At 67.9% G+C, this 14,146-nt stretch carries 15 protein-coding genes; 12 read left to right on the top strand and 3 right to left on the bottom strand.

From position 1 onward, the window contains the following. Positions 1-137: 137 nt before the first annotated feature. The 10 genes from ACP16H_RS16455 to ACP16H_RS16410 all read left to right on the top strand — a co-directional run bounded on the left by ACP16H_RS16455 (position 138) and on the right by ACP16H_RS16410 (position 10,215). Positions 138-2,117: a 4Fe-4S binding protein gene (locus tag ACP16H_RS16455; RefSeq protein WP_425073339.1), complete on the top strand. Its 1,980-nt coding sequence runs from the start codon at positions 138-140 to the stop codon at positions 2,115-2,117. Beyond that, the gene (locus ACP16H_RS16450) at positions 2,117-3,292 is read left to right on the top strand and encodes an NnrS family protein (protein ID WP_425073338.1); all 1,176 of its coding nucleotides are present in this window, start codon (positions 2,117-2,119) and stop codon (positions 3,290-3,292) included. Before ACP16H_RS16455 ends, ACP16H_RS16450 begins: the two co-directional genes overlap by 1 nt. After that, positions 3,289-4,098 carry an FAD:protein FMN transferase gene (locus ACP16H_RS16445; RefSeq protein WP_425073337.1) on the top strand — a complete coding sequence of 270 codons (810 nt, stop codon included), beginning with the start codon at positions 3,289-3,291 and terminating at the stop codon, positions 4,096-4,098. Before ACP16H_RS16450 ends, ACP16H_RS16445 begins: the two co-directional genes overlap by 4 nt. A gap of 78 nt (positions 4,099-4,176) precedes the next feature. Continuing rightward, on the top strand, positions 4,177-4,629 hold the full coding sequence (locus tag ACP16H_RS16440; RefSeq protein WP_425073336.1) for a c-type cytochrome: 453 nt from the start codon (positions 4,177-4,179) through the stop codon (positions 4,627-4,629). 12 nt (positions 4,630-4,641) lie between these two features. Next, positions 4,642-6,006 carry a cbb3-type cytochrome c oxidase subunit I gene (locus ACP16H_RS16435; protein ID WP_425073335.1) on the top strand — a complete coding sequence of 455 codons (1,365 nt, stop codon included), beginning with the start codon at positions 4,642-4,644 and terminating at the stop codon, positions 6,004-6,006. Between the two features lie 5 nt (positions 6,007-6,011). Then, positions 6,012-6,827: a CbbQ/NirQ/NorQ/GpvN family protein gene (locus ACP16H_RS16430; protein WP_425073334.1), complete on the top strand. Its 816-nt coding sequence runs from the start codon at positions 6,012-6,014 to the stop codon at positions 6,825-6,827. Between the two features lie 9 nt (positions 6,828-6,836). Next, the gene (locus ACP16H_RS16425; RefSeq protein ID WP_425073333.1) at positions 6,837-8,774 is read left to right on the top strand and encodes a nitric oxide reductase activation protein NorD; all 1,938 of its coding nucleotides are present in this window, start codon (positions 6,837-6,839) and stop codon (positions 8,772-8,774) included. Then, positions 8,771-9,295 carry a cytochrome c oxidase subunit 3 gene (locus ACP16H_RS16420; protein WP_425073332.1) on the top strand — a complete coding sequence of 175 codons (525 nt, stop codon included), beginning with the start codon at positions 8,771-8,773 and terminating at the stop codon, positions 9,293-9,295. The genes ACP16H_RS16425 and ACP16H_RS16420 overlap by 4 nt, the downstream gene beginning before the upstream one ends. Further along, the gene (locus ACP16H_RS16415; protein WP_425073331.1) at positions 9,292-9,531 is read left to right on the top strand and encodes a cytochrome C oxidase subunit IV family protein; all 240 of its coding nucleotides are present in this window, start codon (positions 9,292-9,294) and stop codon (positions 9,529-9,531) included. The genes ACP16H_RS16420 and ACP16H_RS16415 overlap by 4 nt, the downstream gene beginning before the upstream one ends. Before the next feature lie 3 nt (positions 9,532-9,534). Beyond that, a complete protein-coding gene (locus ACP16H_RS16410) occupies positions 9,535-10,215 on the top strand; it encodes an NnrU family protein (RefSeq protein ID WP_425073330.1) in 681 nt (226 codons plus the stop codon). Positions 10,216-10,243: 28 nt separating this feature from the next. On the opposite strand, the gene ACP16H_RS16405 is transcribed toward ACP16H_RS16410, so the two are convergent. Next, complete coding sequence (locus ACP16H_RS16405) at positions 10,244-10,942, bottom strand: Crp/Fnr family transcriptional regulator (protein WP_425073329.1); 699 nt, start codon at positions 10,940-10,942, stop codon at positions 10,244-10,246. A 99-nt stretch (positions 10,943-11,041) separates the two neighbouring features. Between ACP16H_RS16405 and ACP16H_RS16400 the strand changes: the two genes are divergently transcribed. Together ACP16H_RS16400 and ACP16H_RS16395 are read left to right on the top strand one after the other, a co-directional pair. Then, on the top strand, positions 11,042-12,370 hold the full coding sequence (locus ACP16H_RS16400; protein WP_425073328.1) for a molybdopterin molybdotransferase MoeA: 1,329 nt from the start codon (positions 11,042-11,044) through the stop codon (positions 12,368-12,370). A gap of 1 nt (position 12,371) precedes the next feature. Further along, complete coding sequence (locus ACP16H_RS16395; protein WP_425073327.1) at positions 12,372-12,881, top strand: DUF2478 domain-containing protein; 510 nt, start codon at positions 12,372-12,374, stop codon at positions 12,879-12,881. 3 nt (positions 12,882-12,884) lie between these two features. Here ACP16H_RS16395 and ACP16H_RS16390 read toward each other — a convergent pair whose 3' ends face one another. Together ACP16H_RS16390 and ACP16H_RS16385 are read right to left on the bottom strand one after the other, a co-directional pair. Further along, on the bottom strand, positions 12,885-13,577 hold the full coding sequence (locus ACP16H_RS16390) for an RES family NAD+ phosphorylase (protein WP_425073326.1): 693 nt from the start codon (positions 13,575-13,577) through the stop codon (positions 12,885-12,887). Then, on the bottom strand, positions 13,574-14,068 hold the full coding sequence (locus ACP16H_RS16385; RefSeq protein WP_425073325.1) for an antitoxin Xre/MbcA/ParS toxin-binding domain-containing protein: 495 nt from the start codon (positions 14,066-14,068) through the stop codon (positions 13,574-13,576). Before ACP16H_RS16385 ends, ACP16H_RS16390 begins: the two co-directional genes overlap by 4 nt. Between the last annotated feature and the right edge of the window lie 78 nt (positions 14,069-14,146).

Raw genomic sequence — 14,146 nt, 5'->3', positions numbered from 1 at the left:
CGAACTGTCTCCGTTCCGAAGGTGAGGCAGGGCTTGTTTCGCCTTTCGCGAGAGCGCGGTCCTTGACTTCGGTTAAGGAAAGATCACCGCGCGGACTGCATTTTCAGCGGCAAGAGCCATGAAAACAGGCATTTGGGATGCGGTTTCTTCTTCTCGGGCTGATCCTGGCCCTGAGTCTGTGCAATCTTCCCGTGTGGGCCGAAGGGCCGGACGCGGCGGATGCCCGCGCGCTGCTGCACCTTGACGGGGCGGTGACGGTGGACCGCACCGACGAGGGGGTGCCGGGCTGGACCGTGTCGCAGGACGGCGTGGTGGTGGGCTATCTGGGATCGACATGGGAGGTGGCGCAGTCGGTCGGCTACTCGGGCCGCCCGCTGGAGGTCTGGCTGGGCCTGACGCCGGAGGCCCGGATCGCGGGCGCGCGGCTGGTGCGCCATTCCGAGCCGGTGCTGACGCTGGGGATCTCGGATCAGGACATCGCCGCCTATGTGGCCGGGTTCGAGGGCTACGACCTGCGCGCGCCCGTCCCCGACGGCAGCGCCCTGCCGCAGGTCATCAGCCGCGCCACCGTGTCCACCGGCGTGATCCGTGACGGGGTGCTGCGCACCGCGCGGGCGCTGGCGGCGGGGCGCGGCTTGTTCGACCTTGGCGGCGGGGTGGACCGGCTGACGTGGCAGCCTGCCGACTGGGGCGCGCTGATCGTCATCGGCGCGCTGGCCGAGCGGCGCGTCTCCATGACCGAGGCGGCTGAGGCGCTGCGCGGGGCCAAGGTGCCGGTCGAGCCGGGCGAGGGGGATTTCCTGCACCTCTGGGTTGGCCTCATCGACCCGCCGACCGTCGGGCAGAACCTGCTGGGCCAGCAGGGCTACACGGCGGCGGTCGGGTCCCTCGGGCGTGGGGAATCGGTGCTGATGATCGCCTCGCGCGGGGTGCAGTCGCATCGCGGGACCGACTGGCGGCGCTCGGGCGTCTTTGACCGGGTGACGGTGGTGCAGGGGCAAACGCGCTGGACCCCTGACGAGGCATCCTATACCCGCATCGACCGCCTGCGCATCGACGGCGCGCCGGAGGTGAAGGAGGTGAGCCTTTTTCGCCTGCCCGCCGACCTCGATCCCCTGATGCCGATGCAGGTCGAGGTCACGGCGACGCGCCCCGGTGCGCCGGAGATGGTGATCGCCGCGCCCTATACCCTGCCCGATGCCTTCCGCACCGCGCCGCCGCCGGAGCCTGAGCCGCTGTGGCGGTCGGCCTGGCGCGACGACCGGCTGGCCGTTGGCGTGACCGCGACGCTGCTGGCGGTGCTGGCGCTGGTCTTTCTCGGGCAGGAGGCCCTGACGCATCGCCCGGTGCTGTGGCGGCGGGTCCGGCTGGTTTACCTGTCGGTGACGCTGGTGGTGCTGGGCGGGGGCCTTGGCGGACAACTCAGCGTGGTGCAGGTGGTGGCCTTCCTGCATTCCCTGCTGAACGGCTTTCATTGGGAGACCTTCCTCGTCGAGCCGGTGATCTTCCTGCTCTGGGGCTTCGTCGCGCTGGGTCTGCTGTTCTGGGGGCGGGGCGTGTACTGCGGCTGGCTCTGCCCGTTCGGAGCGCTTCAGGAACTGCTGAACGCCGCTGCGGTGCGGCTGGGGGTGAAGCAGATCGCGGTGCCGCAGGCGCTGCATGAACGGCTGTGGATCATCAAGTACACGCTGTTCGTCGCCATCGTCGCGCTGTCCTTCTACTCCATGACCAACGCGCTGATCCTCGCCGAAGCCGAGCCGTTCAAGACGGCGATCACCCTGCGATTCCTGCGGGCATGGCCGTTCGTGCTGTTTGTCGTGGCCTTGCTGCTGGCGGGGCTGTTCATCGAGCGGTTCTTCTGCCGCTACCTCTGCCCGCTTGGCGCGGGGCTGGCGATCCCGGCAAAGCTGAAGATCTTCGACTGGCTGCACCGCCGTCCGCAATGCGGGCGCGAGTGTCGCCTTTGTCATACGAAATGCACGGTCGGCGCCATCGACGGCGTCGGCCGGATCAACCCGAACGAATGTGTTCTGTGCCTGCGCTGTCAGGTCATCATGAACGATTGTGCCACCTGCCCGGTGCTGAAGCGGCGGGCGCGCACGGATGGAGGTCTGTGATGTTCGAACCTGCAAAGCGGTTGGTGTCCGCCGGATACCGGGTGTTCTTTTTCCTCGCAGGGGCCTGGGCGGTGATCGCCATGACCCTGTGGGAGGTCTGGCTGGCCGGGCTGGGCGTCGAGCCCTACGCCATGGCCCCGTCGGAGTGGCACGCCCACGAGTTGATCTTTGGCTATGGGTCGGCGGCGCTGGCGGGCTTCCTGCTGACCGCAGCACCGAACTGGACCAAGGCGCGGGATGCCTCGGCGCTGTTCTTTGCCGTGGTGTCGGGGCTGTGGCTGGCGGGGCGGCTGGCGCTGTGGCTGTCGGGGTCGTTGCCGCTGTGGCTGGTGGCCGTGGTCGACCTGTCGGTGCTGCCCGTCGTGGCGGGCAAGGTGCTGGGGATGCTGCTGAGCCGTCCCAAGCCGCCGCAAATGCTGATCCTCGCGGCGATTGCCTTGGTCTGGTTGGCGGACCTGGTCATGCACCTCGACTGGATGGGCGTGCTGCCCGGCGGTGCGTGGACGGGGGCGCGTGCCGGGCTGCTGGCGCTGGCGGCGCTGATCGTGATCATCGGCGGGCGGGTGACGCCTGCGTTCACGCGCAACGCCATGATCCGCGCCGGGCGCGAGGAGCGCCTGCCGCTCAACCCGATGAAGCTCGCGGCGGCGGGAATCGCACCGGCGCTGCTGGTCCCGGTGGCCCTGTTGGCGGGGTTCGACAGCGTGGCGGCGGGGGCGGCGCTCGTGGCGGGGCTGGTGGCCCTGGTCCGGGTGGCGCTGTGGCGCGGCGGCTGGACCCTTGGGCAGCCGATCCTCTGGATCTTGCATCTGGGTTACGCGCTGACGGCGCTGGGGCTTGTCCTGTGGGGGCTGGCAGGGTTCGGCATCGGGCAGGAACTGGCCGCGCTGCACCTGCTGGCCATCGGCGGGGTCGGCGGCATGACGCTGGCCGTCATGAGCCGCGCGGCGCTGGGGCATTCGGGGCGCGCGCTGGTCGCGCCGCGGGCCGTGGCGCTGGCCTATGGGCTGGTGCCCGTGGCGGCGGGGCTGCGGATGGTCGGGGCGCTGGTGCCGGGCCTGTATCTCCCTGCCGTGCTGGCGGCGGGGGCGGTCTGGGTGCTGGCCTTCGCGCTGTATACCGGGGTGCTGATGCCGGTGTTCTGGGGGCCGAAGGTCACGGAGGCCGAGGCATGAAACGGCGTCGGTTCCTGGCCCTCAGCGTGGCCGCGCTGGCCTGTCCGGCAGAGGCCGCGCCGCAGACATGGCGGGGCAGGGCGCTTGGGGCCGAGGTGTCCCTGACGGTACAGGGGCTGGACGCGGGGCAGGGGCCGCGCCTGTGGCGGCGGGTCGCGCGGGAGATCGAGCTGGTGGAGCAGGCCGTGTCGCTCTTCCGCGCGTCCGAGCTGGTGCGGCTGAACACGAGCGGCGTTCTGGTGAACCCCGGCACGGTGCTGCGCGCCCTCTTGGACCTGTCAGACAGGGTGCATCACGTGACCGAAGGGGCCTTTGACCCCACGGTGCAGGCGCTCTGGGAGGGGCGGTCGGAGACCGGCTGGCACCGCATCGACCGGACCGGCATCCACCTGCCGCCCGGCATGGCGCTGACCTTCAACGGGGTGGCGCAGGGCTTTGCTGCGGACCGTCTGGCCGCCCTGATGCGGGCCGAAGGATTGACGGATGTGCTGATCGACGCGGGCGAGGTGCTGGCGCTCGGGCCGCATCCCGTCACCGTGGCCGCCGCCGATGGCGCCCCGCTGAAACGGCTGACCCTGCGCGACCGGGCGCTGGCGACGTCTTCGCCCATGGCCACGCGGCTGACGGACGGTCGCCCACATATCCTGCATCCGACGCGCCCCGCGCGGCACGGCACGGTCAGCGTCAGCGCCCCCTCGGCGGCGCTGGCGGATGCGCTGTCGACCGCCTTCTGCCTGATGACCGAAGGCGAGATCGCGCGCGCCTTGCAGGAATTTCCCGAGGCCTGCGTCGAAACCCTCGCGTGATTGACTTTCGTTAAGGAAGACTCACCGCCCGCGCCGCACCGTCCCCCCAGTGCAAAGAGAGAGGGAAGGATCGGCGCAATGCGCGAAGTCATGACGAAGAGCATGGCCCGCAATATCTTCTATGGCGGGTCATTGTTCTTCATCCTCATATTCATCGGGCTGACCGCCCAATCGCACCGTTACATCACCACGTCGTCCACCGATGTCGCCGCGCTGTCCGACAGCGTCGTGCACGGGAAACGCCTGTGGGAGGAAAACGGCTGCATCAACTGCCACACGATCCTGGGCGAAGGCGCGTATTTCGCCCCGGAACTGGCCAATGTCATGACCCGCTGGGGCGTCCAGGACGATCCCGATGGGGCCTTCGACATGCTCAAGGGCTGGATGGACTCGATGCCCACGGGGATCGAGGGCCGCCGCCAGATGCCGAACTTCGGCCTGTCGGACGAGGAATACCGGGCATTGTCGGACTTCCTGCTGTGGACGGATTCGATCCGCGCGCAGGACTGGCCGCCGAACGATGCCGGTTGAGGAGACACGCAGATGAAATATCAAACGCAAAAGATCGCGCTGGCCTACTTCGTCGTGGCCATGGCGCTGTTCGCCGTGCAGGTCACGGTCGGGCTGTTGATGGGCTGGGTCTACGTGGACGGGAATTTCCTGTCCGGATTGTTGCCCTTCAACATCCTGCGGATGCTGCATTCCAACAGCCTGATCGTCTGGCTGCTGCTGGGCTTCTTTGGCGCGGCTTACTATCTGGTGCCGGAGGAGTCCGAGCGCGAGATCCATTCGCCGACGCTGGCCTATTTGCAGCTGGCGATTTTTGTCCTCGGGACGCTGGGGGTCGTGCTGACCTACACGTTCAACCTGTTCGAGGGCAACTGGCTGCTCGGCAAGGAGGGGCGCGAGTTCCTTGAACAGCCGAAGTGGGTGAAGGCGGGCATCGTCGTCGCGGCGCTGATCTTCCTCTTCAACATCTCGATGACGGTGCTGAAGGGCCGCAAGACGGCGATCACCAATATCCTGCTGTTGGGGCTGTGGGGTCTGGCGCTGCTGTTCCTCTTTGCCTTCGTGAACCCGGCGAACCTGGCGCTGGACAAGATGTACTGGTGGTACGTCGTGCACCTGTGGGTGGAAGGGACATGGGAGCTGGTGATGGCCTCCATCCTCGCCTTCCTGATGCTGAAACTGACGGGCGTGGACCGGGAAGTCGTTGAGAAGTGGCTGTACGTCATCGCCGCGCTCGCCCTGTTCTCGGGCATCCTCGGGACCGGGCACCACTACTACTGGATCGGCACGCCGGGATACTGGCAGTGGATCGGGTCGGTGTTCTCCAGCCTCGAAGTCATCCCGTTCTTTGCCATGATGGCCTTCGCCTTTGTCATGGTGTGGAAGGGGCGGCGGGATCACCCGAACAAGGCGGCGCTGCTGTGGTCGCTGGGGTGCGCCACGCTGGCCTTCTTTGGCGCGGGGGTCTGGGGCTTCCTGCACACGCTGCACGGGGTGAACTACTACACCCACGGCACGCAGATCACCGCCGCGCATGGGCACCTCGCGTTCTACGGCGCATACGTGGCGCTGAACCTCGCGATCATCACCTATGCGATGCCCTCCCTGCTGGGCCGGGACGTGTTCAACCAGGTGCTGAACATGGCGAGCTTCTGGCTGATGTCGGGCGGCGTGGTCTTCATGACCTTCACGCTGACCTTTGCCGGGACCGTGCAGACGCACCTGCAACGGGTGAACGGCGAGGCCTACATGGACGTGCAGGACCAGCTGTGGATCTTCTATGTCATGCGGTTCGGCGCGGGGGTCGCGGTGGTGCTGGGCGCGGTGCTGTTCATCTACGCGGTGCTGGTGCCCCGGCGTGAGGTCATCGAACCCGGCGTCATGGGCCCGGCGGAGTGACGGCCATGAACGCATATGCACAGATGGGGGCGGCTGACGCCCCCAACGCCGCCCCGTACTACCTGCCCCAAGGGGATGAGGTTTCGGTGTTCGAGGCGGCGGCGGCAAACGACCTGCCGCTGCTGCTGAAAGGGCCGACCGGCTGCGGCAAGACGCGGTTCGTGGCGCATATGGCGGCGCGGCTGGGAAGGCCCCTCTATACCGTCGCCTGCCATGACGACCTGAGCGCGGCGGACCTGATCGGGCGGTACCTGCTGAAAGGCGGAGAGACCGTCTGGGTCGATGGGCCTTTGACAAGGGCGGTGCGTGAGGGCGCGATCTGTTACCTCGACGAGGTTGTGGAGGCGCGCAAGGACGTCACCGTCGTGCTGCACCCCTTGACCGACGACCGCCGCATCCTGCCGATCGACCGCACCGGCGAGGAGCTGGAGGCCGCCCCCGGCTTCATGCTGGTGGCCTCCTACAACCCCGGCTACCAGAACATCCTGAAAACGCTCAAACCCTCGACTCGGCAGCGGTTCCTGTCGGTGGAATTCGCCTTCCCGCGACCAGAGCATGAAATCCCCGTGGTGGTCGCCGAATCCGGCCTGTCGGAGGAGCGCGTCAAACCGCTGGTGCGGCTGGCCAACAAGCTGCGCGACCTCAAGGGGCAGGATCTGGAGGAAGGGGTGTCCACCCGCCTCGTGATCTATGCCGCCTCGCTGATCGCCGGGGGAATGCCCGTCGAGCGCGCCATCAATGCCGCGATGATCGAGCCGCTCACCGATGAGCGGGACGTGAAACTCGGGCTCCGCGACCTTGTCACCGCCATCTTCGGGTGAGGCAAAGCGATGACACGGGTCGAAATCGAGCCATGGGAACCCGAAGAAACCGTCGGGAAGCTGTGGCACGCCTATGCCAGCCGCCTGGATGCACCAAGCATCCACGATGGAGCCCGCGTCGACCTTTCCGAGGTCGGCGGGCGGCTGGCGATCCTTTTCCGCGCGCTGGGGGGTGACCCGGCGGTGGAGGTGAAGCCGGTGGCAGAGGAGACCTCGCGCCATCGGCTGTCGCTGAAGCGGATGCTGGGCACATGGGCCGAGGCTGCGCCGAGGGCGTCCTTTGACGGGGCGGCCCTGCGGTTGCCTGCCTCCTTGGCGGTCTTCCCGGCGCGCGAGGCGAATGCCGCGCTTTACGTCTGGCTCGCGGCGGTGGCGTCGCAGGCCGAGTCCGGGGATTTGCCCGACGATCCCTTGCAGGCGGACGTGCTGTCACTGCATCGGTCGTTGCGGATGGTCGCGCGGGCGCTGGAGGAGGCTCCGGGGTTCCGGGGGCTGTACCGTGATCTCTGCGCGGCCTTGTTGGCGCTGCGGCAGACGCCTGCCTTGCCCGCCGTCGAAGAGGCGGTGGAGGATGTCATTCAATGGATGTTGGGCGGCGACAGGGTCGAGTCGGAGGTCTTGCGGGCGGTGGAGACCGGCGATGTCTCGGGCCTGAAAGCGCCCCGCCGTTATCGGCCTTTCCGGCCCGTGGCGCTGTGGCCCGAGGTGCGGGCGCTGGCCCTGTCCGAAGGCTCGGCGGTGGAAAACCGCGAGACCGAAGGCGAGGCGGAGGTCACCGAGGATGGCCCCGCCCGCCGGGCGCGTCGGCGCAAGACCGACCAGGTGGAGCGCAAGGACAGCTTCATCCTGCACAAGTTCGAGGCGATCCTCAGTTTCGCCGAGTTCGTCAACCTCAACCGCCGGATCGAGGAGGATGACAATGACGACGCCAAGAAGGCCGCCGACGACCAGGAGGAAATCGGGCTTGGCCAGATCTCCAAGGCGCCGGCGACCAAGCTGAAACTGCATCTTGACTTGGCCCCCGAGGACGTGGACCGCGAGGCGATCTCGGCGGAACACACCTATCCGGAGTGGGATGTCAGGACCGGGGCTTACCTGCCGTCTCATGCCCGCGTGCTGGCCTCGCGCCTGCCCGAGGGCGAGGCGGCGTTCCAGCATGACCCGCGTGCGAAGCGGCGTATACAGGCGGTGAAACGCCAGTTCGAGGCGCTGCGTCCGGGCCGCATGTGGATGGCGGGGCATCCCGATGGCGACGAGCTGGACATGGAGCGCGCGGTGCGCGCGACGGTGGACCTGCGCGCCACGGGGCAGGGCTCGGACCGCGTCTGGATGCAGGCGCGACCGCAGCAGAGGAACCTCGCGGTGTCGCTGTTGCTGGATGTGTCGCGGTCGACCGAGGCGGCGATTCCCGGCCACGGCCATGACGGGCGGTCGGTGATCGACGTGGAGCGCGAGGCGCTGGCAGCGATGGCCTGGGGCTTGGAGGCCTGCGGCGACGATTTCGCGATCCACGCGTTTTCGTCCCTCAAACGCAACCGGGTTTACGTGCAGGAGGCGAAGGCGTTCGGCGAGCCCATGACGCGGGCGGTGGAGGCGCGGATCGCGGCGTTGAAACCGGGGTTCTACACGAGGCTCGGGGCGGCGATGCGGCATGTTTCCGTGGACCTGTCGAAGCAGGCCAAGAAGCGGCGGCTGTTGTTGGTCATCACCGATGGCAAGCCCAACGACCTCGACCATTACGAGGGCCGCCACGGCATCGAGGACAGCCGCAAGGCCGTGCTGGAGGCGCGGCGGGCGGGTCATGCGGTGTTCGGCATCACGGTGGACCGGCAGGCCAAGGCTTGGTTCCCGAGGATCTTTGGCCAAGGCGGCTTTGCCGTGGTCCCGAATGCCGACCGACTGACGCAGGCCCTGCCGGAGATCTACCGGCAGTTGGTGGCGGGATGACACAGGCGCTGCGCAACCAGCTGCCGGGCGAGCTGATGATGTGGGTGCTGATCCTGTCGGAACTGGCGGTGTTCGGCGCGGGGTTGCTGGTGCTGCGCGCCGTCTGGCTGACCGATCCCGACGGCTTTCACGCGGCGCAGGGCCAGCTGAACGCGGCGGGTGCTGCGGTGAATACCGTGGTGCTGGTGACCTCGGGCTGGATGGCGGCGCTGGCCGTGCGGGCGGAACGGCCCCGGGGGTTGCTGGCGGGGGCGGCGTCGTTGGGGCTGGTGTTCCTTGGGATCAAGGGGGCGGAGTATGCGGCCAAGGCCGAGGCGGGGATCAGTTTCGAGACCCACCCGTTTTTCCTGTTCTACTACCTGCTGACGGGTTTTCACGTCGCGCATGTGGTGGCCGGGGTGGTGATCCTGGCCTTGGTGGCGGTGCGCCCCGCGCCTGCGAGCGTCGAGGCGGGGGCGCAGTTCTGGCACATGGTGGACCTCGTCTGGGTGCTGCTGTTCCCGGTGGTGTACCTGCTATGAGCGTAACGCGGGCATGGATGGCGCTGGTGGCGCTGTCGCTGGCGAGCACGGCGATGGCGACGCTGGGGCAGGGGGGCTGGCTGGTGGTCGTCGTGCTGGGGCTGGCGTGGATGAAGGCGCGGGTGGTGCTGGACGTCTACCTTGGCTTGCAGGAGGTGCCGGGGTGGCGGCGGGGGTTTTCGTGGGGCCTTTGCGCGTTCATGGTGGCGCTGATCGGGTTGAGCGTATTGGGCTGAGAGATGGGTTGGATCGAGTTCGCCGTTGCCATGGTGGTCTTCATGGCCTCGCACCGCATTCCGGCGATGCTGGGGGTGAAGGACGCGCTGGTCGCGCGGCTAGGGACGCGTGGATACATGGCGGTGTTCAGCCTGCTGTCGCTGGGGTTGCTGTGGTGGGTGATCGCGGCGGCGGGGCGCGCGCCTTATGTCGAGTTGTGGGAACAGACGCGGGCGGCGCGTTGGGGGGTGAACGTGGTCATGCCTTTCGCCGGGCTGCTGACGGTGCTGGGCGTGGGGGCGGTGAACCCGTTTGCCTTCGAGGGGCGCGCGGAGGGTTATGACCCCGAGCAGCCCGGCATCGCGGGGGTGACGCGGCAGCCGCTGCTTTGGGCGCTGCTTCTTTGGTCGGGCGCGCATCTGTGGGCCAATGGCGATGTCGCGCATGTGCTGCTGTTCGGGGTCTTTGCGGTGTTCTCGCTGGCGGGGATGGCGATTGTCGAACGGCGGCGGCGGCGCGTGATGGGCGCGGCGGAGTGGCAGCGGCTGACGCGGCATACCTCGTCGGTGCCTTTCGTCGCGCTGATCGGTGGGCGCGGGCGATTTGGACCGCTGCCATGGGCGCGGATCGTGGGGGCGCTGGTGGCCTGGGCGGTGCTGTGGCACCTGCATGCGCCGGTGATCGGGGTCACGCCGCTGCCCTGAGGCGTAGCGCCGCCTCCGGCGCGTCCCCCTATCTCGCCCAGGCGTTGGCCGGATCGTCCTCGGCGTAGTCGCGCAGCGCTTCGAGATCGTCGATGGTGGCGTTGTTCTGCCGGATCGTGACGCCGTGATCCTTCAGCTTGGCAAAAGCACGAGAGAGGCTTTCGGGTTTCATCCCCAGACGTCCGGCGATCAGCACCTTGTCATAGGGCAGGGTGACGGTGCAGCCGCCCGCGCCGCAATCGGCCAGTTCACAGAGGAATTCCGCCACGCGCTGCGCGCCGGTGCGGGCCTTCAGCCCCTCGACCTGCGCCACCAGTGAATGCAGGTGGGTGAAGGTCGCGGACAGGATCGCCGTGGCAAGGCCGGGCGTATGTTCGATCTGCCGCAACATGCGTGCCGCTTCGATGCGGATGAGGCGGCAGGGGGTCACGGATTCCGCTGATACCGGATAGAGGTCCGAGCGGAAGGCCACCGCCTCGCCAAAGCTGCGGCCACGGGTGAAGACCCCCACCACGGCCTCGGCCCCGGAGGGCGCGATTCGGTAGAGTTTCACCCAGCCTTCCACCACGATGAAGATCGAGCGCGCCTGCTCCCCTTGAAGGAAAATCGTCGCGTTGCGGTCGAACTCCTGCGCATGGGAGCCATCCAGCAGGTTGGTCCGGATGTCTTCGGACAAGCCGGACAACAGCAGCGATTGCCCCGCGATGCGTCGGTCTTCGGGTGTCATGACTTCCCCCTTTTTTCAAGGCCTTCTAAACGGTTACCCTGACAGGGGTCGCCGTTGACCGAAGGCTCAGGATCATGTCCGCATACCGCATTTTTGCGCATGCTCCTTGTCATGGGTCAAGTCGCGGTACGGATTTCGGCATTAATGAGGTGTCGGAAAAACATCTTCGAACCGGAGGGCGCGATGAAGGATGACAGGCAGGCCGGATGCGACTGCGGGTGCGGCGGATCGAATGCGCTTTCTCTGGAGGAGGCGCGTTCGATGATCGAGTCTTTGCCGCTGCAGCAGGGTTCCGGCGAACACGTGCCGCTCAGCAAGGCGCATGGCCGGGTTCTGGCCGTCCCGTTGCGCGCGGCGCAATCGGTGCCCGCCTTCGACAACGCTGCGATGGATGGCTATGCGCTCTGGCTTGACTCCTGTGTGGGGGAAGGCCCGTGGCGGCTGTCTCTGTCCGGACGGATCGCGGCAGGGGATCTGCCTGCTGCCCCTCAGACCGGAGCGGTTCGCATCTTTACCGGCGCGCCCTTGCCACAGGGGGCCGATGCCGTGGTGATGCAGGAGCATGTCCGGCACACAGCCGGCTGGATCGAATTCTCCCGGCGTCCCGAAGCCGGAGAGAATATCCGGCGCAAAGGCGAAGAGATCGAGGCCGGCGAGACCGTCCTGCCCGCCGGGTCGCGCCTGACCTCGCGCGCTCTGGCGGTGGCCGCTTCGGTCGGTCAAGGCTCCGTTGAGGTGACCGCAAAGGTGCGGGTCGCCGTGGTCACGTCCGGCAACGAGGTGCGCCCGGCGGGGACGGTGCTTTCATCGGGGCAGGTGTCCGACGTGAATGGCCCGCTGCTGGCCGCGCTGTTGCTGCGTCCCGATGTCGAGCTGGTGTCGCATGTGCATGTGAAGGACACGCTGGCCGCGCATGTCGATGCCTTGTCAGAGGCCGCGGGGCGCGCCGATCTTGTCATAACGACGGGCGGGCTTTCGGTTGGTGAAGAGGACCACATGCGCCACGCCATTGCCGCGCTTGGTGGCGAGATCATGATTCCTGCGGTGAACCTGAAACCCGGCAAGCCGGTGTCCCTCGGCAGCTTTGGTGGCGCGTTCTGGCTGGGCCTGCCGGGCAATCCGATGGCCGCCTTCGTGACCTATACGCTGCTTGGCCTGCCCCTTCTCGACCGGCTGACAGGCGGGCAGGCGGCCCCCATGAAGCGGATACCCCTGTCGGGTCGCCTGACGCATTCCGCCGGGCGGACCGAGGCGCGTCCGGCATCGCTTGACCCTGACACGGGGCATGTCATGTTCGGCGGTCCGGTGCAGTCCGCGCGCATGTCGCCGCTTGTCGGTGCCGAGGGGCTGGCCCTGATCCCCGGCGATGTCGCTGCGTTGGACGAGGGCGATCTGGTCGACTACCTGCCGTTTTCCGATGGAGTGTGACATGAGCCGTCTGGGATATATCCTGTCGCTGCAACGGGGCAGCACGGACCCTTTGCTGAGTGGACTGGCGGTGCGGCTGGTGGCCGAGGGGCGCATCGTCGCGGGGATCGTCCAGAGCCGCGCCCCCGCCGGCAAGGATCACCCGTGCGACATGGACCTCGCCGTATTGCCGCAAGGCCCCGAGATCGCCATCGCGCAGAAGCTCGGTGCGCAGTCGCGGGGGTGCAGGCTCGATCCCTCCTCGCTGGAAGAGGCCGCCGCCTGGGTGCGGCGCGCGCTGGATCAGGGCGCCGACGCGCTTATCGTCAACAAGTTCGGCGCGCAGGAATGCCAGGGGCGTGGGCTGTGCGACGCCTTCGCCCTGGCGATGGAGCGCGGGATTCCCGTGCTGACGGCGGTGAACCAGTTGAACCACGAGGGGTTTTTGCAGTTTGCGGGCGGGCTGGCGACGCAGTTGCCCGCCGACGAGGCGGTGCTGCACGACTGGCTCACGGCGCGCGTTTCCGCGTAAGCGTCAGAGCGTCCGCACGGCGACCTTGCCCGTGGCGGGGACGTCCAGTTCGAAATGCCGCCGTTGCATGACATCGGTGACGGCGCGGGGGCGGAAACAGACCCAGTTGTCGTGGCCGGGGCGGCGGACGCTTTCGTAGCGGATGCCGTTCAGGCCAAGGGCGGGGCCGTCGTCGCGGACCCTCTGGCCCAGGGCCTGCGGCGTGGGGTAGCTGCCATCGTCGGGGTCGTGATGCTGCGGGCAGCGGCCATGGATGTCGAGATACGCGCCCTCCAGCCGGGCGGTGTATTCGCGGAAGGTCTGCGTCAGGCGCGGGCGTTCGGTCAGCGACAGTTCCTTGCGCAGCCCGTTGGCGACCTCCAGCACGGCGGTCATCAGCGCGGTGGACGCGTACCACGCACCCAGCGTGGCGGAGGAAAACCGCAAGCCGCCCGGCGAGCCATGCAGGAAGGCCGCCATGATGACAGAGGCATTCGGGCGCCCGAACACCCAGTCTTCACGCGGAAGCTGCGTCAGGCGCGGTCCGGCGAGGCGATCGTTGGTCCAGCCTTCGAGGTCCATCACGGCCTGAAGATCCTCGGCGCTGGTCACGTCGTCAAAGGCCCCGATGGGCGGATATTGCGAGGGGATCAGGCGGATGGTCTCGGTCGGGGCAGGGGTGCGCGGTTCGGTCGAGAGGTCGGCAAGGTCGGTCACAGGAAGACCACGTCGTCCTCGGTCACGGGGGTAAAGCTGCCCTCTGCCGCGCCATGGCCGATATGTCCGCCGCGCCAGCCGTCGAGGGTGCGGCGCACGGTCATCATGCCGTCCTGCGCGCCCTCGGTGATGAAGGTCAGCGGGCTGGCCCCCCGGAACACGGTGCCGCGATGCGGTCCGGTGAGCCAGGCCAGCGCCTGCGCGGGGTCGTTGAACAGGATGCTCAGCGCCTTGTGTATGCCAAGGATCGCCGAGATGCGCAGGAGCGTGTCATGCGGCAGGGTCAGCGCTTCGCCCGCGCGGGCCTTTTTCATCCAGGCGTGGTAGGTGGAGCGCGGCGGCTCGCCCAGAACGGCGATGCGCTGCGCCTCGGTCAGGCCCCAAAGGTCCGCGATGGCGCGAAAGCTGCGCAGGCCGGGACCGCTGAGCCGGGTGCGTTCGGCGCCATCGGGATGTGCAACGAAGGGGCTGTCGAGGCGGGCGGGTATCACGGGTGGACTCCGGTTTGTCTTGATCCGAATATAATGTCCAGATCTGGACAAGTCAAGGTCTGCCCCCGCGCCGCCGGT

This window comes from Sagittula sp. S175, from assembly GCF_049800975.1.
Lineage (GTDB): Bacteria > Pseudomonadota > Alphaproteobacteria > Rhodobacterales > Rhodobacteraceae > Sagittula.
Note: the sequence above shows the minus strand (reverse complement) of the source record. Positions and strands in the feature narration are given on the sequence as shown.